Below are 20,947 nucleotides of genomic sequence, written 5' to 3'. Positions count from 1 at the left end.
CTGTCGAATTTCGGCTGTCAACGGCTGATATCAACTCGGAACAGCTCGGCGCCGTAGCTGAGCACCAGTTGGTGGTCGTTGCGGACGGCGAGCCGGCGGTGGGCCTTGGAGACGAGCAGCGCCGGGTCCTGGCCCGGTGCGATCCGGAAGATCTTGTTCAGGTCGATGCTCACGTACACCGCCTCTCCGGTCGCGACGATGTCCCCGCTGGACGTCGTCGTGCCGAGTACGTAGGACTTGACCACCTTGCCCCAGCGCGGGTCCATCGCGAAGACGGTCTTGCCGGCCACGCCCCAGAGCAGGCCGTCCGGGCCGAACGTCACCGACGACACCGTGATCGCGCCGGGCACGGGCACGGTCTCCCAGAGCTTGCGGGCGCGCCGGACGTCCCAGGCGAAGACAGTGCCCTCGGTCCGGGTCGGTGGGGTGGTCGCGAGACCGCCGGCGATCGACGTGCCGCCGTACACGATGCCGCTGCGCGCGGTCAGGCCGAAGACGCTCTCGTCCTGGACGACGTTGCGGAACTTCTGCGACGTGCCGGTCTTGGGGTCGTAGATGACGAGCGCGCCGCCGAGGCGGTCGCCGTCGGGGATCGTGCCGACCGCGAGCTTGCCGTTCACCTCGACCAGCGCCCGGGCCCGGGTCTGGAAGATGTCCGGCTTGAGGTTGAGCACCTGCTTGGGGTTGTCCGGGGTGCCGGGCGGGCCGGGCGAGTACTCCGGGCTGCTCCACGGCTGGCTCAGGTCGTAGGTGTACACCCGGGCGTCGGGGTAGGCGCCGATCCAGAGCTTGCCGTCCTTGCCCTCCAGCAGCGCCTCGGTCTGCGAGAAGCGGTTGAACTTGGCCGCGCCGGTGTCGGGGTTGACCACCGAGACTCCGCCGTTCAGGAATCCGCCGGCATAGATGTTGTCCTTGCCTCCGGCCACGGACAGGATCTCGATCGGCTCCCGCCGTACCGAGGTCTGGAAGATCTCCGACTTGCCGGTCTGCGGGTTGTAGCGGAACTCCTCGCCGCGCCAGAGCGTGCCGACGATGCTCTTGCCCGGGTAGTCGGGCAGGTCGAGCTCGGCCCAGCCGATCGAGCGGGTGTTCTGGATCCGGCCGGTGAAGGTCAGGCCGGTGCCGCTGAGCGTCTTGGTGGCCGGGTCGTACTTCTTCAGCTCACTGGCCTGGATCAGGTAGATCTCGCCGTTGTCGCCGACCGGGGAGACGTCCAGGCCGTGCGCGTTCGGGATCTCGTCCACCCAGGTCCGGCCGGCGATGTCCCACACGTACATCGGGCCGGGGAAGGCGGTGCTGATCCGGACGTAGGCCCGGCCGGCGCGGGTGTTCAGGTCGTAGACGATCTTGTCCGACGGGTCGCCCAGCCCGGGCGGCGCCGGCAGTTCGGTGACCGCGCCGGACGCCACGTCGAGCTCGAGAACGTGGGCGTCGGGCATGGTGCCGCCGTAGATCTTGCCGTTCCAGTAGTCGATGCTCTTGACGTACGTCTGGCCGGCCTTGAGCTGGCCGTAGTCGCGGACCGCACCGGTCGCGTGGTCGAACCGGAACACCTTGCCGTTCGGGAAGGTGCCGCCGTACACGTTGCCCTGCTCGTCGGTGGTGATCCGCTGGATGAAGGTCTCGGTCGCGATCGGGCGGCCGAGGTCCTCGACGGTGTTCCCCGAGCCCGGCTTCCACCGGTACAGGTGACCGTTGTTGTAGGTGCCGGTGTAGATGGTGCCGTCCGGCGCGGCGGCCACGGCGTAGCTGCCACCGGCTCCGGGCAGTGGCGCGGACACCAGCGGGGTGCCGGTGGCCGGGTCGATGGCGTTCAGGTACGCCGGGTCGCTGCTCGAGACGTTCCAGATCGCGGCCTTGCCGTTCGGGCCGGGCGCGACGGTGCCGCCGATCAGCAGTACGTCGGACAGCGGTGTGCCGAGCGAGGTCACGGTCGCCGTGGGCGGTCCCGCGGGGGCCGCCGGCGGCGGTGGATCGGCATCGGCGGGAGTGGTCAGAGTGGTGACGAGCAGGGCGGCAAGTGCCACCGCGATGAGCGAACGCATTCGATCCCTCCGGTGGATGACCTATTTACGGTCCTGTCCGAAAGTAAGCCCTGGGCACATGCCGAAGTCAACCACTCGGCGGGATTTGCCGCTTCTGTCAGCTTTACGGCCTCGGCCGTTAAGCGGGTGGCAGCCGGGTGAGCAGCGTCTCGAGCATTTGCCGGGTGGCGGCGAAGTAGCTGTTCTCCCGGTGCAGGGCCCGGTGGAACGCGGCCAGGTCCTCCGGCGAGACGGTGTTGGAGAAGGTGCTGATCTCGGTCAGGTCGAGGCGGCGGTTGAACAGGTGGACGGTGTCCCGCCACCGGTGCAGCAGCCGCACCAGTTCCGCGTCGCGGTGCCGTCCGAGGGCGCCGGACACGAGCGCGAGGTCGACCGCGGACACCACCAGCCGCGGGTACACCTGGCGCCATCTCCGCGTCTCCGGCGAGAACCGGTCGTCGTTCAGCAGCCTGGTGTTCTCGCGGAGCTCGTCCCCGACGGCTCGCAGCACCTCGGTACGGCGCTCCGCCTCGGCGGTGAGGCGTTCGACGAAGATGCCGGTCAGCCCGGCGACCAGGGTGAGCGAGTTGACGGCCGGCTCCCAGCGCGAGTTCTCCGGCCAGAAGAACCAGATCACACCCAGCACGAACGCGACCCCGAGCAGGCCGTAGCTGACGGCGGAGACGACGGTACGGCGGTACGCCGCCCAGCGCGCGTCGACCAGCGGGAGCGCCTGCCGGAGCTGCTTCAGCCGGGCGAGCGTCCGCTGCCGGGCCCGCCGTACGCCCGGATCCGGCGCAGGCGCCGGTGGCGGGTCGGCCGGGTCGGTCGGCGTACCGGCTGAGGTCATGTCGACCAGATGTCGTCTGCCAGCGTGCGCTCGGTCACCTCCGCGCCGGCGGGTGCGAGCAGGAGCAGGTCCAGGCCGAACGGGCTCGGTTTGCGGGTGTAGCGGAAACCGGAGTGGGCGTGCTCGATCGGCGTCAGGTCGGCGGCCGCGGTCAGCTTCTTCAGTCGCTCGGTGGAGAACTTGCGGGTCGTGTAGAGCAGGATCGTGTCCTCCGGCTCCAGCACCACCTCGGTGTGGTCCGGCAGACCCATCACGATCGGCTCGCCGGTGTTGTTCTGCCAGACGATCTTCACCAGCAGGGCGTCGTCGCGCTCCACCTCGCCGCGGAAGTCGATCCGGTCGTTGTCGATCTTCAGGTCGGTGTTGTACCGCAGCGCGCTGGTGACGAACTCGGCGAACGCCCGGGTCTGGTGGTACTCGTCGGCGGCGGCCTTCGCCGCCTCCTCGTCCAGGCTGCTGGTGCTCGCCACCTCGAGCAGCAGCCGGTCCTGCGGCCGCAGCACCCGGGTGATGTTCGTCAGCAGTTCCTCGTCGCTGTCGAAGTTGGCCAGCGTGTTGCCGGTCAGCGTGAACAGGATCGGCTCGTCGCCGATCAGCCGGGCCAGCATCTGGCCGAGCTCGGTCATGTTGTCCGCGATCGAGAAGTCCAGCTGCACCGGCAGCACCTGCGAACTCGGGAACCGCAGGCCGCGCACCGGCTCCAGGGCGCCCATCCGGAGCATCTCCGAGCTCATGTCGACCGGCACGTAGTACATGTCCGGGTTGTGCCGGCGCATGTCGCCGAGGATGGTGCGGTCCTTGACGCCGGTGCCGACGCCGAGGCTGACCAGGTGGAAGCCGCCCTTGTCGACGTGCGGGCGGAGCTTGCGCCAGTGCCGCAGGAACGACTCCGCCCCGGCCTTCATGACCAGGTAGAACGGGTCGTTGGTCGCGTTCGCCCAGGCGATCGTCGGGCCGATGCCCCAGTAGGAGAAACCGGAGGTGATCTGCTTGCCGTCGCCGGTCTTCGAGTACGGTCCGCGCAGGTCGCCGGTCAGCGTCGCCAGCTTGTCGGTCTGGTCCTCGCCGACCAGCAGCAGCGACCAGGCGAAGTCGTCGTCGGCCAGCGCCTGCTCGAGCTTGCGGATCACGGGTACCGGCTCTGTCACGTCTCAACCCCTCACACGGTGAGACGACAGGTTACCGGTTGTCGCCACCCGGTGCAGTCCGGAAAACGCGGTACGGCGCGTGCCGCAAGCAACCGGTTGCCGGGTGGGTCGGCAGAGCGGCTCGGGTCAGACGGGAGTGACGGTGTCGGCCTCTCGGCCCTTGGGGCCGTCGACGATCTGGAACTCGACCTGCTGGCCGTCCTCGAGGGTCTTGTAGCCGTCGGAGACGATCTTGCTCCAGTGGACGAACACGTCGTCCTGGCCCTCGACGGCCAGGAAGCCGTAGCCCTTGTCGGCGTTGAACCACTTCACGGTGCCGCGCACCATCACGAACTCCTGTGACCACGGGACCCGCTTCACCCGGACCCCTCGGGTAGCGCACCAAATCCTAGCGGAGGTCGTCCGCGGTGCGGCGTGCTGTCCGGGGAACGGTGAACGCCGCCACGGCGCCCGCCAGCGCGACGGCGATGCCGATCAGGAAGCCGAGGCGGTAGCCCGTCATCGGGTCGTCGGCGGCGGTCACGGGTGCGCAGAGGGCCAGGCCGAGGGTGGTGCCGAGCTGCGCTGACGAGGTGAGTACGCCGGCTGCGACGCCGCGTTGGTCGTGGGCGACTTCCGCCGTACCGGCTGTGGTGGATGACACCGATGCGAGGCCGAGGCTGAGGCCCATCACCGTGAACGCGGAGAGGAGCAGGGCGAGGGGTACGCCGTCCGCGGAGATGAAGAGCAGGAGCGCGACGCCGGCGGCGATGCCGATGAAGCCGGTGAGCAACGTACGGCGGATGCCGGCTCGGTCGGCCGTGTACGGGCCGGCCAGTGAGCCGCCAATCACCGCGAGGTTGAAGGCGGGGAAGATGAGGCCCGCCTGTGCGGGTGGGAGCTGGTCTTGCACGTAGAACGCGGCGGTGAGCATCGGCGGCGAGGTCGACGCGGTCACTGCGGCTGCGGTGAGGTTGCCGCCGCGTACGCCGGGGGTCCGGGCCAGTGAGCCTGGCAAGAGGGGCTGTGGTGAGCGGTGCTCGACTTTGACGAACAGTGCGAGCAGGGGGACGGCAGCTGCCAGGGCTATCCAGCCGCGTGGGGCGGCTGGGGCGTTGGCCAGTTCTGACAGGCCGAGAGCGGTCAGGGCGATGCCTGCGGTGACCAAGGCAGCGCCTGGTAGATCCAGGGTGCGGACGGGGGTGGTTCGGCCGCGGCCGGGGAGCGAGCGCAGGCTCATGCACAGCGCGATCAGGCCGATCGGGACGTTGACCGCGAAGACCCAGCGCCAGCCGCCGAGTTGGGTGAGTACGCCGCCTAGGACCCAGCCGCTGGCGCCTCCGGCCGCGCCGGCTGCCGTCCACCAGCCGAGCGCTCGTCTGGCGGCGTCTGGTGGCAGGGCGTCGGAGAGCGCGGCCAGGGCGGCGGGGGCGAGGAGCGCGGCGCCGAGGCCTTGGATCAAGCGAGCGATGATCAGGCTGGCCGGCGACCAGGCCAGGGCGCAGGCGAGTGAGGCGGCGGTGAAGGCGACCAGCCCGACGCGGAACATCCGGCGTGGTCCGGCGAGGTCTGCTGCTCGGCCGCCGAGGATGAGGAGTCCGGCCAGCGTGACTGTGTAGGCGGTGTAGACCCACAGCAGGCCGACCGGGCCGAAGCCGAGCTCGGCGTCGATCGCGGGCAGTGCCATCGTGACGATGGTGGCGTCCAGCACCACGACGAACTGGGCGGCACAGACGACCGCCCAGCCGCCCGTCCGCGCCGGGGTGTTTCTGGTCAAACCGCTCATGCCGGAAACAGTGCCCGAGTCGGTTGCCTGGTAAACTGCGTTTTGATGGAAACAGTCCAGCTGCCGGACGGCATCCGCGACCTCCCGATCGTCGCGGGTGACCTCGCGCTCGACTTCGCCAACACGGTCGACGACCCGCTGGGCCCCGCCCGCCACGACCACATCGCCAGCTACCCCGCGCTGCTGTCCTGGTCGCTGCGCACGTCCCTGCTCACCGAGCCAGAAGCCGACTGGCTGCTCCGCAGCGGAGCCCCCCGCCGCACAGCCGCGGTGGTCCGCCGCGCCCACTCCTTGCGCGAAGCAATCAACCGAGCAGCCGGCGCAGTCGTGGACGCATCCCGGAAACCCGCGGGGACGCTCGAGGGGTGGGATGAGTTGCGGCCGTTTGTGGTGGCCGCTTTTGAGCAGGTGGAGTTGGTGGGGTTGCAGCCGGTGTGGCGGTTCGAGCGGCTGGAGTCGCCGTTGTGGCCGGTGGCTCATGCGGCTTACGGGTTGCTGACCGGGCCGCGGGCGGGGCGGATCAAGCGGTGCGCCGGCTGCCCGTGGTTGTTCCTCGACCAGTCGAAGAACGGCAGCCGGCGCTGGTGCTCGATGGAGATCTGCGGTACGTCGGAGAAGGTCCGGCTCTACGTCTCCCGCCGAGCCGCGCGTCGGGCCCGAAGCTGAGCCGTTCCGCCGAGGCACAACGCCGTACTGATCAGAACCGCGCTGACCCATAGTGGGCCGCGGTAGTCGGTCAGGGTGATCGCCGCGCCGCCGAGCGCGGGGCCGAGGGCGGCGCCGACGTTCAGGGCAGCGGTGGCCAGCCCGCCTGCCAGGACAGGGGATTCCGGCGCGGCGTAGAGGGCGTACGAGATCAGCGTCGAGCCGACCGCGAAGGAAAGCAGTCCTTGGACGAAGACCAGCACGATGGCCAAGGCCGGCAGCGACGCCGTGAGGGCGAACACAGCCCAGCCGAGCAATAAGGTGCTCGCGGCAACGAATACGGGTCGGGTGGCGCGGCGGTCGGCGTACCGGCCGGCGATGGTGACGCCGGCGAAGGAGCCGAGCCCGAAGAGCGCGAGCATGGCCGGCATCCAGCGGACGCCGAAGCCGGTGACCTCGGTCAGCACCGGCGCAAGGTAGGTGAACGAGCAAAACGTTGCGCCGTTCACCAACGCGCCGAGAAGTAGCAGTACGACGAGACGCCGGTGTGGACGTAGTCCGAGAGGCATGGCCGGGCTGGTGCGGACGGCTGGGACCGCGCGGATGATCGCGATCAGCGCTGGGAGCGAGATGATCGCGACCGCCCAGAACGCGGACCGCCAGCCGAGGTTCTGGCCGAGCAGGGCGCCTCCTGGTACGCCGGCGATGCAGGCGAGCGTCGTACCGCCGAGCAGGACGGAGGTCGCGCGGCCCTTGGCGTCGGGCGTCGCCAGGCTGGTTGCGGTGGCGAGGGCGATCGCGAGGAAGCCTGCGTTGGCCAGCGCCGCGAGTACGCGGGTGATCAGCAGGACGGCGAAGCTCGAGGTGAGTGCGCCGATCACGTGGACGAGCAGGAAAACGGTCAGTGTCACGAGCAGCGTACGGCGGCGCGGCCAGCGGGCGCCGAAGACGGCGATCGCCGGTGCGCCGACGATCATGCCGATGGCGAAGGCTGACGTCAGCCAGCCGGCGGCGGGGATGGAGACGCCCAGTTCGTGGGCGATGTCCGGGCCGAGGCCGGACAGCATGAACTCGGAGGTCGCCTGGGCGAACACGGCCAGGCCAAGGAGGTATAGCACGAAAGGCATGGAGGACTCCGCAACCACGTCGACGAGAGATGCGGCAGGCGGATCGCCTGCCGTGGGTCATCGCCGGCAGTTCGGGTGCGGAAAGCCACCGAACGGCCGGTGGCTACGGTCTGCTGGCCTCCGGGCTGGACATACCGCCGAGCCTAGAGAACCCGCCGAACGGGGTCCACCGAGTTAGCTGCGGTGGGAGGCGGCTAGGCCTATGGCGCCGGCGGCTACCAGGAGGAGGGCGCTGGTGACGCCGAGGTCGTCGGTCTGGAGGACGCCGTTGTCGGTCAGCATCCAGATGGTGGCGGCGCCGGACAGGACGGTGCCGGCGATGATGCCGGGAACGTCCGGTTTTGCCCCCTTCTTCTGCTGCTTCATCCGCGCTCCACCTTGATGCTGCCGAGTTTCATGTCCAGGTCCAGTGTGACAGTCTCCGGACCGGCCTTGCCGTCGGCTCCGAGGTCCTTCAGGGTCAGCTCGGCGTCCTTGCCGCCCTTGTGCTCGTTCAGCCAGACCAGTTCACCCATCTGCGCGGACAGGTTGCCCTCGATGTCGACGTTCTGCGGCACCTTGACCACGACCTCGCCGACCCCGCCGTGCACCTCCACCCGGGCGCCCTCGGCGAACGTCGCCTTGGTCAGGTCCAGCTTCACCGACCCGGCGTCGAACACGTACTTCGTGTTGGTCGCGGTGATCGACGACCCGGCCGGCGCGACGTAGTTGGTGTCCGCGACGTTGCGCGGCACCTCCGGGAACACCGTGCTGGCCGCAGCGCCGGCCGCGAGCAGGATGCCCAGCGGCAGCAGCGCCAGCGTCTTGCCGAGGAACCCGCCGATCAGCATCCCGGCGCCCAGCGTCACCAGGCCGATGATCAGCATCGTCGAGGTGGCCGCGCCGGCCGCATGGGCGATGGCGATCGCGATGCCGGTCAGCACGACGACGATCGACTTCACGCCCCGCATGCCCTTGGCGGGCGGTTCCGACGGCTTGGTGGTCGTCGGCGGCCGCGACGTGGGCGGCTCGTCGACGTACAGGCCGAGAGGGTCGTCCTCGGTCCACACGGGCTGGACCGGTTCGACGGTGCGGTCCTGGGGCCGCGGTGTGGCCGAGGACGACGGACCCGCCGGGGGAGCAGACGGGCCGGTCTGAGGAGGCATGTACGCCGAGGTGGCCGGCTGACCCATCGGAGCGGTCGGCTGCTGCGGGTTGGGACCTGCCGGTCCGGTCCACTGCGGTCCGGCCCAGTTGCCGTTGGGCGTCCAGTTCGCCTTGTTCTTCCGGAGCCGGCGACGCTGGGACGCGACGACCCAGATCACCGCGAGCACGATCAGCGGCCCGGGCACGAACCGGCCGAAGTCGAACGACGACATCATCGCGATCGCGAAGAACACGCAGATGCCGATCACGACCGGCCACAGCCACGGGTGGTCCGGGCGGACCCGGTCACCGAGCAGGCCCTGGGCCGCGGAGCGGTCGCTGCCCTCGTCGGGCATCAGCACCCACGCGGCGATGTAGAAGATCACCCCGGGACCGCTGAGGATGAGCACGGCCATCACCACGCGGATCAGCACCGGGTCGATGTTCAGCGCGCGGCCGATACCGCCGCAGACGCCGGCCACCATCCGGTCCGACCGGCTACGCTGCCAGCTCTGCACGTTCTGCAGGCTGCCGCGGTCGAACCCACCGGGTCCACTCGAGTTCTGCTCCATGCCATCGATACTGGCCCCGCACCCGCGCGGACAACATCGGGGATCCCCCTCTCGCGACCCCGGGGTCGGCTCCCGGGGGACCCTCCGCTCGGGGTTCTCCCCGGTGCGACCCTGAGCCCGCCGGGCGGGCACTGAGGAGGCGGCTAGGGACAAGCCTGCTGGTGTCGGCCCGGTCCACGTGTGACGATCGTGGGGATGACTCAGCCAGCCAGCGCCGCGCCCACGGGCGGGTCCTCCACGCCGGAGACCCCTCCCGGGCCACCGCATGGCCGTGGCGACCAAGGCGCCGGCCAGTGGCAGTACAAGGGCTGGGGACCCCAGGGCCCGAGGCAGTACCAAGGCCCCTACGCCGCGTACGCGGGCCAGCAGGCACCGCCATACGGCGCTCCGCAGCCGTCGTACGGCGCTCCGCAAGGACAGCCCGGTCAGGAGCAACCACCGGTGCGCCGCGCCTACCGCCGTACCGAGGGCCGCGTGGTCGCGGGGGTCGCGGGCGGTGTCGCGGACCACCTCGGCGTGTCCGACACCATCGTCCGGCTGATCCTGATCGCGGCCACGGTGTTCGGCGGCTTCGGCGTACTGATCTATGCGGCGCTCTGGTTCCTGATGCCGCTGGGCACGCCCGCGATGCCGGCCGCGCCTGGGCTCGCGGCCCACACCCGGGGTGGCCTCCGCACCGACCAGCCGCCGCCACAGCCGGTGACCGAGGCCAAGGAGCGGAAGAAGGAGAAGAGCCGCGGCCAGGTGACCGCCCTGGTGGTCGTCGGCATCGGTGTGCTGCTCCTGCTGCAGGTCGCCGGGCTCGGGATCGCCGGGAAGATGTTCTGGCCGCTGGTGTTCGCCGGCACCGGTCTGGCGCTGATCTGGCGGCAGGCGGACGAGAGCCAGAAGAACGAGTGGGCCAACTCGGTCCGGGTCCCGATCCTCGGCCTGGTGCTCGGCAAGGGCGGCTGGAAGTCGCTGGTCCGGATCGCCGTCGGCCTGATCCTGATCGGCACCGCGATCACGGTGTTCCTGGTCCAGAACGGCCGGCTCTCGATGGTCGGCGACGTGCTGATCGCGTTGCTGCTCGCGGTGGTCGGCATCGGCGTGATCGCCGGGCCGTGGGTGCACCGGCTGACCCGGGACCTGAACGCCGAGCGGGCCGAGCGGGTCCGGTCGCAGGAGCGCGCCGACATGGCCGCGCACCTGCACGACTCGGTGCTGCAGACGCTGGCCCTGATCCAGAAGCAGGCCAACGACCCCAAGGCGGTCGCACGGCTGGCCCGCTCGCAGGAGCGGGAACTGCGGACCTGGCTGTACGACGAGGACGACAAGACCGACCAGACCCTCTCCGGGGCCGCCAAGCGGGCCGCGGCCGAGGTCGAGGACTCGCACGGCGTGCCGGTCGAGGTGGTGACGGTGGGGGACTGCGAGCTGACCGAACCGCTGTCCTCGATGGTCCGGGCCGCGCGCGAGTCGATGGTGAACGCGGCCAAGCACTCCGGTGCGGCCAAGATCGACGTGTTCGTCGAGGTGGACGGCGACCGGGCGGAGATCTTCGTCCGGGACCGCGGCAAAGGGTTCGACGTCGACGGCGTGCCGGAGGATCGGCTCGGCCTGCGGCACAGTGTGTTGGGCAGAATGGAACGGCACGGCGGCCGCGCAACGGTGCGGTCCGATCCGGAGACAGGGACCGAAGTGCGACTGGAGATGGACAGATGAGCCAGAGGCGCGTTGTCGTCGTCGACGACCACGACATGTTCCGGGCCGGCGTGCGCAGTGAGATCGGCGCCGCGGTCGAGATCGTCGGCGAGGGGGCCGACGTCGACAGCGCGGTGAAGGCGATCGTCGGGACGGAGCCGGACGTCGTGCTGCTCGACGTCCACCTGCCCGGCGGCGGTGGCACCGAGGTGATGAAGCAGGTCCACCAGCGGCACCCGGACGTGAAGTTCCTGGCGCTGTCGGTGTCGGACGCCGCCGAGGACGTGATCGGCGTGATCCGGGCCGGCGCCCGCGGGTACGTGACCAAGAACATCAGCGGCGCCGAGCTGGTCGACGCGATCGGGCGGGTCGCGGACGGCGACGCGGTGTTCTCGCCGCGGCTGGCCGGGTTCGTGCTGGACGCGTTCTCCGGTGCGATCGACATCGCCTCGGTGGACGAGGACCTGGACCGGCTGTCGCAGCGGGAGCGCGAGGTGCTGCGCCTGATCGCCCGCGGTTACGCCTACAAGGAGGTCGCCCGCGAGCTCTTCATCTCGGTGAAGACCGTGGAGACCCACGTCTCGTCCGTACTGCGCAAGCTCCAGCTCTCCAACCGGCACGAGCTCACCCGCTGGGCGACCGACCGCCGCCTGGTCTGAGCACGCCGCGCGAGACCGCTGCGCTCGGGTGGTCTTCCGGTGACTGGAAGTTGGGCTGACCGCGGCGGCGCGGGTGCTGGACCTTCGGGGGACTGGGTGGGATCCGCCCGTCCAGCCCCACCGCGGAGTCCGCATCCAGGAGTCCGACGTGCCGGCCGGCCTCGGCCTCGGCGGGTGTTTGCCGACGGCAATCACCTTGGTGACCGAGTACTCCCCCGCGGCCGCAACGGCGGCCCGACCACGCTGATCATGGAGAGCGGAAGACCGACTCGTTCAAGCGATCGCTAGGGTGGCCCGCATGGATTTCCTGCACGACGTGCTGACCCTGTTGCACCTGGTCGGCTTCGCGGCCCTGTTCGGCGGGTTCTTCACCCAGTTGAAGTCGAAGGCGCCGGTGGTCAACGCGGCGATGCTGCACGGGGCGCTGACCCAGTTGGTCACCGGGGTGCTGCTGGTCGGGCTGGCGTCCGGGGTGAAGGACGACGACTTCACCGTCGACAACACCAAGATCGCGGTCAAGCTGGTCGTCGTGCTGGTGATCACCGGACTGGTGTTCGCCTACCGCAAGCGGCCGGCGATCAGCCGCGGCACCTTCTTCGCCCTCGGCGGCCTCACCCTGCTGAACGCGGGGATCGCGGTCTTCTGGCACTGAGCCGTGGCGCGGCCTACCGGCTCGACGACGTGTAGGGCAGCAGCGCCATCTCGCGGGCGTTCTTGATCGCGCGCGCGACCTGCTTCTGCTGCTGGACGCTCAGGCCGGTGACGCGCCGGGACCGGATCTTGCCGCGGTCGGAGATGAACTTGCGCAGCAGCGCGATGTCCTTGTAGTCGATGTAGGTGATGCCGTCGCGGTCGAGCGGGTTCTGCTTGGGCTTCCGCTTGCCGGTCGGCGCCGGGCGTCGGGGCATCTCGGGCTCCGTCCTTGTTGAATGTCGTTTTCAATTAGGATAGCGGTTGTGTCGCCTTGTGGACAGGGCGCGGATTCGCCACCCCGGCGGAGGCGCTGCAGGCTTGGCGGCTGTTATACCGTCGAGTGCTATGGAGCGGAATCTCACAGCCGAACAGCTCGCGCTCTTCGAGAAGGAGTTCGTGTCGAACCCGCAGTACCGGGTGATGCAGAACGCCGTCACGCAGACGCCGGTGAACACCATCGCCCTCGACCGCCAGGTCGTCACCTCGATCGACCACTCCGTGTCGCACCTTCTCGACGACTGGAAGGTGACGAACCAGAAGAAGAGCGGCCGCTGCTGGCTGTTCGCCGGGCTGAACCTGCTCCGCGTCGGCGCGGCCGGCAAGCTCGGCGTCAAGGACTTCGAGTTCTCCCAGAACTACCTGCTGTTCTGGGACAAGATCGAGCGGTCGAACTTCTTCCTGGAGGCGATCATCGAGACCGCCGGCCGGGACGTCGACGACCGGACCGTGGCGCACCTGCTGTCCGACCCGATCGGTGACGGCGGCCAGTGGAACATGTTCGTCGCGCTGGTCCGCAAGCACGGCCTGGTGCCGAAGTCGGCGATGCCGGAGACCGAGAGCTCGTCGTCGACCGCCCAGCTGAACGACATCCTGCGCAAGCTGCTCCGGCAGGGCGCTCGCGACCTGCGCGCGCTGGACGGCGTGGAGACGCAGCGCGACCGCAAGCAGGAGATCCTGGCCACCGTGCACCGGGTGCTGAGCATCCACCTGGGCACGCCACCGCAGAAGTTCCTGTGGCAGTGGAAGGACAGCGACAAGGGCTTCCACCGCGACGGCTGGACCACGCCGACCGAGTTCGCGGCGGCGTACGTGCAGCTGCCGGTCGACGAGTACGTCTGCCTGGTGCACGACCCGCGCGCGTCCAGCCCGGTCGGGAAGACCTTCACCGTCGACTATCTCGGCAACGTCATCGACGCGCCGCCGGTCGTCTACCTGAACGTCGAGATCGACCTGATGAAACAGCTCACCCAGGACGCGATCGTCGGCGGCGAGCCGGTCTGGTTCGGCTGTGACGTCGGTAAGCAGATGAACGCCGACCTCGGCTACTGGGACGCCAAGCTGTACGACTACGGCTCGGTCTACGACACCGGGTTCACCCTGGACAAGGCCGACCGGCTGCTGCACCACGAGACGCTGATGACGCACGCGATGCTGTTCACCGGGGTCGACGTGGTGGACGGCAAGCCGCGGCGCTGGCGGGTGGAGAACAGCTGGGGTGACGAGAAGGCGGACAACGGCTTCTGGACCATGAACGACTCGTGGTTCGGCGAGCACGTCTTCGAGATCGCCGTACGGCGGTCCGCCCTGCCGGCCGAGCTCCAGGCCCGGCTCGACGAGGCGCCGATCGTGCTGCCGGCGTGGGACCCGATGGGCGCCCTAGCGGATTAGCCCCAGGGCCTCGGCGGGTCGTTCGAGGGTCGGCAGGTGGCCGGCCCACGGCAGCTCGACGAGCTCGGCGTTCGGCAGCCGCTCGGCCAGGTAGGCCGCGCAGTCGCGGAACCAGGCGAAGTCATGTGCGCCCGTGACCAACCTCACGGGCGCGCTGATCTTCTCCGGCTCGACCGGCCACTCCTCGTTGTCGACGTCCCCGGCGGCGTTCTGGACCTCGTACGCCCGCTTCTGCATGGTCCGAAGCAGCTCCCGCGCCTCGTCGGAAGCGTCCGGACCGATGAAGCTGCGCACCATGAGGTCCGTCGCGCCGTCGACGTCGTTCGCCTCCAGCAGTTGCCCTTCCTCGCCCCAGACCGCGCGAATGTCGTCGGTCGGCACGACCCCGTCGGTCGGCGCGCAGAGCAGCACCAACCGGCTGAACCGCGCCGGCTGCCGGCTGGCCGCCTGCTGCACGACATAGCCGCCGTACGACGCTCCGACGGCCTCGACCGTTTCGACGCCGAGCTCGTCGAGGACCGCGAGCAGGTCGCCCGCATCGGAGTATTTCGCCCCGGGCTCGAGCGGGGTCTCGCCGTACCCGCGCAGGTCCAGGGTGATCACCCGGTGGTCCTGGCTCAGCTCATCGACCTGCCTGGCCCACATCCGTGCGTCAGCCACCCCGGCGTGTACCAGTAGCAGTGCCGGCCCGTCCCCAACCACCCAGTGCGCAATCGTCATGGCCGCACCCTCGCTGCTCGCACCGCGAAGCGCAAACTGATTAGCCGAGGCGGACGACCGTGAAGGCCTCGGCGTAGTGGTTCGCCGGGAGGCCGGCGTCGCGGGCGTTCTCCTGGGCCCAGCGCCGCATGTTGGTAGCGAGCGTCTCGGGATCGCGGTGCTGGCTGGCGTGGGAGAGCAGGGCGGCGATCTTCTGGTCGATGGTGTCGGTGATGTCGACCCAGTGGTTGCGTTCGGGGTGTTCCATCATCCACAGCTCGCCGACGTCCCACGCCTCCTCGGTCAGGTCGTCGTACGCGTAGGGGTTGCCGGCCGCGGGGTAGAAGGCGCGGACGGTCGCCTCGGCGGTGGCGAGGTGGTCGGGGTGGGACACCGGCAGGCGTGCCCACCAGCGTTCGGGCGACTGGGTGAGCAGCCGCTGCGGCCGGACCTGGCGGATCAGCCGGGTGAGGTCGCGGACCAGCTCCGGGCTCGCCTCGACCTGGCCGTCGACGTACCCGAGGAAGTGCAGGTCGCGGACGCCGACGTGCTCGGCGGCGGTCGTCTGCTCGGCCCGCCGTACCGCGGGAATCTCGGCCCGGTCCCGGTCCGGCTCGAAACCACCCGCCTGACCGTCGGTGACGACGCAGTAGTGCACCTCGATCCCGGCCTTGGTCCAGCCCGCGACTGTCCCGGCGCCGCCGAAGTCGATGTCGTCCGGGTGCGCGACCACGACCAGCACCCGCTCGATCTCACTGTCCGGCCGTGGATTCCCCTCAGTGACGCTCACCTCATCGACCCTAACCGTGACTTGGGTACTGGGGGCAAGCTGGATCCGATGGGGGAGGAGGTTTCATGGAGTTGGGTGGGGAGTGCGAACCGCGGGACGTCCGGATGGATGCCGGGCGGCTGGGGGCGGCGGTGGAGCTGGTGCGGTCCCGGAAGGCGGCCGCGCAGTTGTGTGTGGTGCGGGACGGCCGGGTGGTGGTCGACCAGGCGATCGGATGTGCGCCGGACGCGCTGTTCTGGCTCTTCTCCGCGAGCAAGCCGTACGTCGCGATCGTGATCCACCAGCTGGTCGAGTCCGGGCTGCTGCACCTGGACGACGGGGTGGCGGCGTACTGGCACGAGTTCGGCGCGGCCGGCAAACGGGACATCACCGTCCGGCAGGTGCTGCAGCACCGGTCCGGGTTGACCACGGTCGGGTCGTACGTCGGCGACGCCCGTGCGATGGCGGACTGGGACCGGTCGCTGGAGCGGATCGAGCAGGCCCGGCCGCGCTGGCCGCTCGGCACGGTCGCGTACAGCCCGCTCGCGTTCGGGTTCGTGCTCGCCGAGGTCGCACATCGATGCAGTGGGCAACCATACGCCGAGCTGGTACGGCGTTCCGTCCTCGAGCCGCTCGGTCTCGCGGACACCTACCTCGGGGTGCCCTTCGACCAGTCGCACCGCAGTGTGCCGATCCGCGTGTCCGGGGTGGCCGGCCCGTTCGTCCAGTCGGTGGTGAACAAGCGCAGTACGCGCGCGGCCGTCGTACCGGCGGCTGGAATCTCCACTACCGCAAGGGACCTGGCCGCGCTGTACCAGGCGCTGTTGCAGGGTGGATCGGGCATCCTGCGGCCGGAGACGATCGCGATTGCGGTCGAACCGAGCAGCGAGGGCGAGCTGGACCGGACCGTCGGCGCGCCGATCCGGTGGTCGCAGGGGTTCCAGCTCGGCGGGCCGCGGTTCGTCCCGAACGTGGTCACGCCGCTCGGGACGACCAGCAGCCCGCGGACGTTCGGGCACAACGGCAGCAACTGCTGTATCGGCTGGGCCGATCCGGATCGCCGGATCGCCTACGCCTACCTGACCAACCGGATCGGCCGCCGCGAGGCCGATGTCGCCCACCACGCCGCGGTGGCTGACAAGGTGCTGGAAGCGGCGTTCGACTAGGCCAAAACCGGCACTGGGATGCGGTGCTGGATGACGTGGTCCACGATGCCGTACTCGCGTGCGCCGTCGGCGGTCAGGACGTGGTCGCGATCGGTGTCGTGCCGCAGGCGCTCGATCGTCTGCCCGGTGTGCTCGGCGAGGATCGTCTCGACCTGACTGCGGACCCGGACCACCTCGTCGGCCTGCAGGATCAGGTCGGGGATGGTGCCCTGACCACGGGCGGCCGGCTGGTGCAGGACGACCCGCGCGTGCGGCAGTACGGCGCGACGCCCGGGCGCACCGGCGGAGAGCAGCACCGCGCCGGCCGAGATCGCCTGGCCGACGCAGAACGTCGCGATCGGCGCCTGGATGAACTGCATGGTGTCGTAGATCGCGAGCATCGCGGTCATGTCGCCACCCTCGCAGTTGATGTAGAGGTTGATCTCCTGGTCCGGCTTGTCCGCCTCCAGGTGCAGCATCTGCGCGATCAGCGCGTTCGCGACACCGGCGTCGATCGCCGTACCGAGGTAGATGATGCGCTCGCTGAGCAGGTGCGAGTAGACGTCCATGATCCGCTCGCCCCGCGGGTGCTGGGCGATGACGTTCGGAATGGTGTAGGTGCTCATGCCGCCGCCTTCCGTTGGGGCATCACTTGGTCGAAGGACTCGACGATGTGGTCGATGAAGCCGTACTCGCGGGCCTGTTCGGCGGTGTACCAGTGGTCGTGCAGCGAGTCCTCGTGCACCACGTCGAACGGCTGCCCGGTGTCGTCCGCGATCAGGGACAGCACGGTGTCGCGGATGTGCCGCAGGTCGTTGGCCTGGATCTCGATCTCGACCGCGGAGCCGCCGATCCCGGCCGAGCCCTGGTGCATGAGGACCCTGGCGTGCCGCAGCGCGTACCGCTTGCCCGGTGTGCCGGCGGACAGCAGGAACTGGCCGGCGGAGCAGGCGAGTCCGATCGCCAGCGTCGACACGTCACACGGCACCAGCCGCATCACGTCCCGGATCGCCAGCATCGACGGCACCGAGCCGCCGAGCGAGTGGATCCACAACGCGATGTCCCGGTCCGGGTCCTCGGCCGCGAGGGTGAGGATCTGGGTCGCCAGCAAGGTCCCGTTGTCGTCGTCGAGCGTCCCGTCCAGTACGACGATCCGCTGCCCGAGCAGCCGCTGCCGCGCCGACTCGTTGAACAGCGGTGGTTTGTTGTCTTCAGCCATGTCCACAACCCTGACCCGGCCGCACCGCCGTACCCCAGCTTTTCTGCTGTCGGCAACTCTGCCCACAGCGGACAAGCGCTAAGGACGGGTTGCGCGGCCGAGGATGTGGGGGGAGGCGGGGTTGGGACCGAAGCGGAAGCGGTCGAGGTCCTGGATCGTGAAGCCGGCCGACCTGATGGCGGCGGCGGTGTTGCGGTGGACGTGGCAGCCGCCGCTGAACCAGGCCCAGATGGTGGCGTCGGCCATCCGCTGGAAGCGGTCGAGGCCGGTGCCGGGCTCGGCGGCCACGTGTTCGTAGAAGCGCAGTTCGCCGCCTGGTCGTAGTACTCGAAAGGCTTCGGCCAGCGCGACGGACTGGTCGGGCACCGAGCAGAGCACCAAGGACGTGACGACGGCGTCGACGGATCCGTCGGCCAGCGGCAGGCGGTCCGCTGTGCCGTTCACCACCTCGACCGGAACCGGCGCGACCAAGGCCTGGTGGTCCGCCTTCGCCCGCAGGTAGGGCTCGGGCTCGACCGCCACGAGAGCGTGCACGTCGGTCGGGTAGTACGCGAAGTTCCCGCCGTCCCCCGCGCCGACCTCGACCACCCGGCCGGCCAGCCCGGCCAGCAGCGACTTGCGGTGCCCGGCCGCCCCTTGCTCGTCCAGTGCCGGCCGCGCCCGCGCGTACAGCCGCGCGAACACCGGATGTGACTGCCCCATCCGGCCACCCTACGTGCGTGTTTCGGGAACTGTCCGGGGGACCGCCTAAGGTGAGTGGTGATGACTACGCTGTTCTCGCCTGATGAGCTCCCGGTGCCGCTGGAGGAGCCCAAGAAGCATCGGACCGACCCGGACTCGCTGCTGGAGGGGCTCAACCCACAGCAACGGGCCGCTGTCGTGCACGCGGGCAAGCCGCTGCTGGTGGTCGCCGGCGCGGGCTCGGGGAAGACGCGGGTGCTGACCCGCCGGATCGCCTACCTGCTGGCGGCCCGCGACGCGCACCCCGGGTCGATCCTGGCGATCACGTTCACCAACAAGGCCGCCGCGGAGATGCGCGAGCGGGTGGTGGACCTGGTCGGGCCGCGGGCGAAGCTGATGTGGGTCTCGACGTTCCACTCGTCCTGCGTGCGGATCCTGCGCCGCGACATCAAGCGGTTCGGGATCAGCTCGACGTTCTCGATCTACGACGACACCGACTCCCGCCGGCTGATGACGCTGGTCTGCCGCGAGCTCGACCTGGACGTGAAGCGGTACAACCCGCGCGCCGTGCTGAACTGGATCAGCACCCAGAAGAACGAGCTGATCGACCACGAGACCGCCGCGGCGAAGACCTCGAACCACCTCGAGGAGACCTACGCCGAGTGCTACCGGATCTACCAGGAGCGGCTGGCCCAGGCGAACGCGCTGGACTTCGACGACCTGCTGATGACCACGGTCAACCTGCTGCAGGCCTTCCCCGAGGTCCGGGAGTACTACCGCCGCCGCTTCCGGCACGTGCTGGTCGACGAGTACCAGGACACCAACCACGCGCAGTACACGCTGATCCGCGAGCTCTGCGGCGAGGACGACCCCGGCTACAACGGGCCGACCGCGCCGCCGGCCGAGCTGATGGTGGTCGGTGACTCCGACCAGTCCATCTACGCGTTCCGCGGGGCGACGATCCGCAACATCCTCGCCTTCGAGGAGGACTTCGCCGGCGCCGAGACGATCCTGCTGGAGCAGAACTACCGCTCCACCCAGACCATCCTGTCCGCGGCCAACGCGGTGATCGCGCGCAACGAGGGCCGCAAGGCGAAGAACCTCTGGTCCGACCAGGGCCAGGGCGAGCAGATCGCGGTGTACGTCGCCGACAACGAGCACGACGAGGCCCAGTTCGTCGCCGACGAGATCGACCGGCTCACCGACGCCGACGGTGTGAAGCCGTCCGACGTGGCGGTGTTCTACCGGACCAACGCGCAGTCCCGGGTCTTCGAGGAAGTCTTCATCCGGACCGGCCATCCGTACAAGGTGGTCGGCGGCGTCCGGTTCTACGAGCGCAAGGAGGTCCGCGACGCGCTCGCGTACCTGCGGGTGCTGGTGAACCCCGAGGACACCGTCTCGCTGCGCCGGATCCTGAACGAGCCGAAGCGCGGGATCGGCGACCGGGCCGAGGCCGCGATCGAGGCGCTGGCGGCCCGGGACCGGACGTCGTTCGCCCAGGCGCTGCGCCGGGCCCAGGACGCGCCGGCGATGGCGAGCCGCTCGGTGAACGCCGTACAGGCCTTCGTCGACATCCTCGACGAGCTCACCGCGATGGTGGACTCGGGCGCCCCGCCGGACGACATCCTGGACGTCGCGCTGCACCGGTCCGGGTACTACGAGACGCTGCAGAAGTCCCCGGATCCGCAGGACGAGACCCGGCTGGAGAACCTGGACGAGTTCATCTCGGTGGCCCGCGAGTTCGTCGAGGAGCGCACCGCGGCCGGTGAGGCGGCCGACCTGCAGGCGTTCCTGGAACGGGTCGCGCTGGTCGCCGACGCCGACCAGATCCCGGACGCGGCCGACGACGGTGGTGTGGTCACGCTGATGACCCTGCACACCGCGAAGGGCCTGGAGTTCCCGGTCGTCTTCCTGACCGGCATGGAGGACGGCGTCTTCCCGCACTCGCGGTCCCTGACCGACCTGAAGGAGCTCGAGGAGGAGCGCCGGCTCGCGTACGTCGGCATCACCCGGGCCCGGCAGCGGCTCGCGATCTCGCGCGCCGCGGTCCGGTCCGCGTACGGCGCTCCGCAGCACAACCCGCCGTCCCGGTTCCTGGAGGAGATCCCGGCCGAGCTGCTCGACTGGCGGCGCGACGAGTCCGCGATCACCCGCTGGTCCGGCACCGGGACGTCGACCGGCAGCGGTATCTCGAGCCGCTACGAGCCACCACGCCGGACGGCCTCCGACAAGCCGGTGATCAGCCTCAACCCGGGCGACCGGGTCGTCCACGACAGCTTCGGGATGGGCACGGTCGTGGTCGTCCGCGGCGAGGGCCAGCAGGCTCAGGCGGATATCGACTTCGGGTCCGAAGGTGTCAAACGGTTGCTGCTGCGTTACGCACCGGTGGAGAAGATCTAAGTCAACTTCTTGGACGAACTCGTTGCATCTGGGCCGGAGATTGAGACAATCAAGGATCTTCGGCCCTCCCTCCGG

General features: G+C 69.7%; 21 protein-coding genes. 7 read left to right on the top strand and 14 right to left on the bottom strand.

Going from position 1 to position 20,947, the window contains the following annotated elements; translation table 11 throughout:
- Positions 1–17: 17 nt before the first annotated feature.
- From ACWCOV_RS04085 to ACWCOV_RS04065, 5 genes are all read right to left on the bottom strand, one after another.
- The gene (locus tag ACWCOV_RS04085) at positions 18–2,045 is read right to left on the bottom strand and encodes a hypothetical protein (protein WP_449827742.1); all 2,028 of its coding nucleotides are present in this window, start codon (positions 2,043–2,045) and stop codon (positions 18–20) included.
- Between the two features lie 118 nt (positions 2,046–2,163).
- A complete protein-coding gene (locus tag ACWCOV_RS04080) occupies positions 2,164–2,874 on the bottom strand; it encodes a hypothetical protein (protein ID WP_449827741.1) in 711 nt (236 codons plus the stop codon).
- A complete protein-coding gene (locus ACWCOV_RS04075) occupies positions 2,871–4,022 on the bottom strand; it encodes an L-histidine N(alpha)-methyltransferase (protein ID WP_449827740.1) in 1,152 nt (383 codons plus the stop codon). Before ACWCOV_RS04075 ends, ACWCOV_RS04080 begins: the two co-directional genes overlap by 4 nt.
- 126 nt (positions 4,023–4,148) lie before the next feature.
- The gene (locus ACWCOV_RS04070; protein WP_449827787.1) at positions 4,149–4,349 is read right to left on the bottom strand and encodes a cold-shock protein; all 201 of its coding nucleotides are present in this window, start codon (positions 4,347–4,349) and stop codon (positions 4,149–4,151) included.
- A 61-nt stretch (positions 4,350–4,410) separates the two neighbouring features.
- The gene (locus ACWCOV_RS04065) at positions 4,411–5,787 is read right to left on the bottom strand and encodes an MFS transporter (protein WP_449827739.1); all 1,377 of its coding nucleotides are present in this window, start codon (positions 5,785–5,787) and stop codon (positions 4,411–4,413) included.
- A gap of 45 nt (positions 5,788–5,832) precedes the next feature.
- On the opposite strand from ACWCOV_RS04065, the gene ACWCOV_RS04060 reads away from it, so the two are divergent.
- Positions 5,833–6,453 carry a CGNR zinc finger domain-containing protein gene (locus ACWCOV_RS04060; RefSeq protein ID WP_449827738.1) on the top strand — a complete coding sequence of 207 codons (621 nt, stop codon included), beginning with the start codon at positions 5,833–5,835 and terminating at the stop codon, positions 6,451–6,453.
- Here the strand turns inward: ACWCOV_RS04060 and ACWCOV_RS04055 are convergent.
- The 3 genes from ACWCOV_RS04055 to ACWCOV_RS04045 form a co-directional block, all read right to left on the bottom strand.
- Positions 6,414–7,559 (bottom strand): Cmx/CmrA family chloramphenicol efflux MFS transporter, encoded by a 1,146-nt coding sequence (locus tag ACWCOV_RS04055; RefSeq protein WP_449827737.1) that lies wholly within the window; start codon positions 7,557–7,559, stop codon positions 6,414–6,416. The genes ACWCOV_RS04060 and ACWCOV_RS04055 overlap by 40 nt on opposite strands.
- A gap of 174 nt (positions 7,560–7,733) precedes the next feature.
- A complete protein-coding gene (locus ACWCOV_RS04050; RefSeq protein ID WP_449827736.1) occupies positions 7,734–7,925 on the bottom strand; it encodes a hypothetical protein in 192 nt (63 codons plus the stop codon).
- On the bottom strand, positions 7,922–9,256 hold the full coding sequence (locus tag ACWCOV_RS04045; protein WP_449827735.1) for a PspC domain-containing protein: 1,335 nt from the start codon (positions 9,254–9,256) through the stop codon (positions 7,922–7,924). The genes ACWCOV_RS04050 and ACWCOV_RS04045 overlap by 4 nt, the downstream gene beginning before the upstream one ends.
- A gap of 195 nt (positions 9,257–9,451) precedes the next feature.
- On the opposite strand from ACWCOV_RS04045, the gene ACWCOV_RS04040 reads away from it, so the two are divergent.
- From ACWCOV_RS04040 to ACWCOV_RS04030, 3 genes are all read left to right on the top strand, one after another.
- Complete coding sequence (locus ACWCOV_RS04040; protein ID WP_449827734.1) at positions 9,452–10,960, top strand: PspC domain-containing protein; 1,509 nt, start codon at positions 9,452–9,454, stop codon at positions 10,958–10,960.
- Entirely contained in the window at positions 10,957–11,598 is a 642-nt protein-coding gene (locus ACWCOV_RS04035) for a response regulator (RefSeq protein WP_449827733.1), read from the top strand. The genes ACWCOV_RS04040 and ACWCOV_RS04035 overlap by 4 nt, the downstream gene beginning before the upstream one ends.
- A 298-nt stretch (positions 11,599–11,896) precedes the next feature.
- Complete coding sequence (locus tag ACWCOV_RS04030; RefSeq protein WP_449827732.1) at positions 11,897–12,250, top strand: hypothetical protein; 354 nt, start codon at positions 11,897–11,899, stop codon at positions 12,248–12,250.
- Positions 12,251–12,263: 13 nt separating this feature from the next.
- Here the strand turns inward: ACWCOV_RS04030 and rpsR are convergent, their stop codons facing one another.
- On the bottom strand, positions 12,264–12,506 hold the full coding sequence (gene rpsR / locus ACWCOV_RS04025; protein WP_360533281.1) for a 30S ribosomal protein S18: 243 nt from the start codon (positions 12,504–12,506) through the stop codon (positions 12,264–12,266).
- A gap of 130 nt (positions 12,507–12,636) precedes the next feature.
- On the opposite strand from rpsR, the gene ACWCOV_RS04020 reads away from it, so the two are divergent.
- Positions 12,637–13,959 (top strand): aminopeptidase C, encoded by a 1,323-nt coding sequence (locus tag ACWCOV_RS04020; protein ID WP_449827731.1) that lies wholly within the window; start codon positions 12,637–12,639, stop codon positions 13,957–13,959.
- On the opposite strand, the gene ACWCOV_RS04015 is transcribed toward ACWCOV_RS04020, so the two are convergent.
- Together ACWCOV_RS04015 and ACWCOV_RS04010 are read right to left on the bottom strand one after the other, a co-directional pair.
- Complete coding sequence (locus tag ACWCOV_RS04015) at positions 13,948–14,679, bottom strand: alpha/beta fold hydrolase (protein WP_449827730.1); 732 nt, start codon at positions 14,677–14,679, stop codon at positions 13,948–13,950. The two genes, ACWCOV_RS04020 and ACWCOV_RS04015, sit on opposite strands and share 12 nt — an antisense overlap.
- A 40-nt stretch (positions 14,680–14,719) precedes the next feature.
- Positions 14,720–15,448, bottom strand: coding sequence for a PIG-L deacetylase family protein (locus ACWCOV_RS04010; RefSeq protein ID WP_449827729.1), 729 nt, complete (start codon positions 15,446–15,448; stop codon positions 14,720–14,722).
- A 65-nt stretch (positions 15,449–15,513) separates the two neighbouring features.
- Between ACWCOV_RS04010 and ACWCOV_RS04005 the strand changes: the two genes are divergently transcribed.
- Entirely contained in the window at positions 15,514–16,593 is a 1,080-nt protein-coding gene (locus ACWCOV_RS04005) for a serine hydrolase domain-containing protein (RefSeq protein WP_449827728.1), read from the top strand.
- On the opposite strand, the gene ACWCOV_RS04000 is transcribed toward ACWCOV_RS04005, so the two are convergent.
- The 3 genes from ACWCOV_RS04000 to ACWCOV_RS03990 form a co-directional block, all read right to left on the bottom strand.
- Complete coding sequence (locus ACWCOV_RS04000) at positions 16,590–17,198, bottom strand: ClpP family protease (RefSeq protein ID WP_449827727.1); 609 nt, start codon at positions 17,196–17,198, stop codon at positions 16,590–16,592. The genes ACWCOV_RS04005 and ACWCOV_RS04000 overlap by 4 nt on opposite strands.
- Positions 17,195–17,791, bottom strand: coding sequence for a ClpP family protease (locus ACWCOV_RS03995; RefSeq protein ID WP_449827726.1), 597 nt, complete (start codon positions 17,789–17,791; stop codon positions 17,195–17,197). The genes ACWCOV_RS04000 and ACWCOV_RS03995 overlap by 4 nt, the downstream gene beginning before the upstream one ends.
- Before the next feature lie 78 nt (positions 17,792–17,869).
- Positions 17,870–18,493, bottom strand: a complete 624-nt coding sequence (locus ACWCOV_RS03990; RefSeq protein WP_449827725.1) for a class I SAM-dependent methyltransferase — start codon at positions 18,491–18,493, stop codon at positions 17,870–17,872.
- Between the two features lie 60 nt (positions 18,494–18,553).
- Between ACWCOV_RS03990 and pcrA the strand changes: the two genes are divergently transcribed.
- Positions 18,554–20,872 (top strand): DNA helicase PcrA, encoded by a 2,319-nt coding sequence (gene pcrA / locus ACWCOV_RS03985; protein ID WP_449827724.1) that lies wholly within the window; start codon positions 18,554–18,556, stop codon positions 20,870–20,872.
- Positions 20,873–20,947 lie beyond the last annotated feature (75 nt).

The sequence above is a fragment of the Kribbella sp. NPDC002412 genome, assembly GCF_053592935.1.
The sequence above is the reverse complement of the archived record's forward strand: the minus strand, read 5'-3'. Positions and strand labels throughout refer to the sequence as shown.

What these genes read in the sequence shown, in the direction of transcription:
- ACWCOV_RS04085 (WP_449827742.1), bottom strand. Translation starts at nt 2,045, where the DNA reads ATGCGTTCGCTCATCGCGGTGGCACTTGCCGCCCTGCTCGTCACCACT.
- ACWCOV_RS04080 (WP_449827741.1), bottom strand. Translation starts at nt 2,874, where the DNA reads ATGACCTCAGCCGGTACGCCGACCGACCCGGCCGACCCGCCACCGGCG.
- ACWCOV_RS04070 (WP_449827787.1), bottom strand. Translation starts at nt 4,349, where the DNA reads ATGGTGCGCGGCACCGTGAAGTGGTTCAACGCCGACAAGGGCTACGGC.
- ACWCOV_RS04065 (WP_449827739.1), bottom strand. Translation starts at nt 5,787, where the DNA reads ATGAGCGGTTTGACCAGAAACACCCCGGCGCGGACGGGCGGCTGGGCG.
- ACWCOV_RS04060 (WP_449827738.1), top strand. Translation starts at nt 5,833, where the DNA reads ATGGAAACAGTCCAGCTGCCGGACGGCATCCGCGACCTCCCGATCGTC.
- ACWCOV_RS04055 (WP_449827737.1), bottom strand. Translation starts at nt 7,559, where the DNA reads ATGCCTTTCGTGCTATACCTCCTTGGCCTGGCCGTGTTCGCCCAGGCG.
- ACWCOV_RS04050 (WP_449827736.1), bottom strand. Translation starts at nt 7,925, where the DNA reads ATGAAGCAGCAGAAGAAGGGGGCAAAACCGGACGTTCCCGGCATCATC.
- ACWCOV_RS04045 (WP_449827735.1), bottom strand. Translation starts at nt 9,256, where the DNA reads ATGGAGCAGAACTCGAGTGGACCCGGTGGGTTCGACCGCGGCAGCCTG.
- ACWCOV_RS04040 (WP_449827734.1), top strand. Translation starts at nt 9,452, where the DNA reads ATGACTCAGCCAGCCAGCGCCGCGCCCACGGGCGGGTCCTCCACGCCG.
- ACWCOV_RS04035 (WP_449827733.1), top strand. Translation starts at nt 10,957, where the DNA reads ATGAGCCAGAGGCGCGTTGTCGTCGTCGACGACCACGACATGTTCCGG.
- ACWCOV_RS04030 (WP_449827732.1), top strand. Translation starts at nt 11,897, where the DNA reads ATGGATTTCCTGCACGACGTGCTGACCCTGTTGCACCTGGTCGGCTTC.
- rpsR (WP_360533281.1), bottom strand. Translation starts at nt 12,506, where the DNA reads ATGCCCCGACGCCCGGCGCCGACCGGCAAGCGGAAGCCCAAGCAGAAC.
- ACWCOV_RS04020 (WP_449827731.1), top strand. Translation starts at nt 12,637, where the DNA reads ATGGAGCGGAATCTCACAGCCGAACAGCTCGCGCTCTTCGAGAAGGAG.
- ACWCOV_RS04015 (WP_449827730.1), bottom strand. Translation starts at nt 14,679, where the DNA reads ATGACGATTGCGCACTGGGTGGTTGGGGACGGGCCGGCACTGCTACTG.
- ACWCOV_RS04005 (WP_449827728.1), top strand. Translation starts at nt 15,514, where the DNA reads ATGGAGTTGGGTGGGGAGTGCGAACCGCGGGACGTCCGGATGGATGCC.
- ACWCOV_RS04000 (WP_449827727.1), bottom strand. Translation starts at nt 17,198, where the DNA reads ATGAGCACCTACACCATTCCGAACGTCATCGCCCAGCACCCGCGGGGC.
- ACWCOV_RS03995 (WP_449827726.1), bottom strand. Translation starts at nt 17,791, where the DNA reads ATGGCTGAAGACAACAAACCACCGCTGTTCAACGAGTCGGCGCGGCAG.
- ACWCOV_RS03990 (WP_449827725.1), bottom strand. Translation starts at nt 18,493, where the DNA reads ATGGGGCAGTCACATCCGGTGTTCGCGCGGCTGTACGCGCGGGCGCGG.
- pcrA (WP_449827724.1), top strand. Translation starts at nt 18,554, where the DNA reads ATGACTACGCTGTTCTCGCCTGATGAGCTCCCGGTGCCGCTGGAGGAG.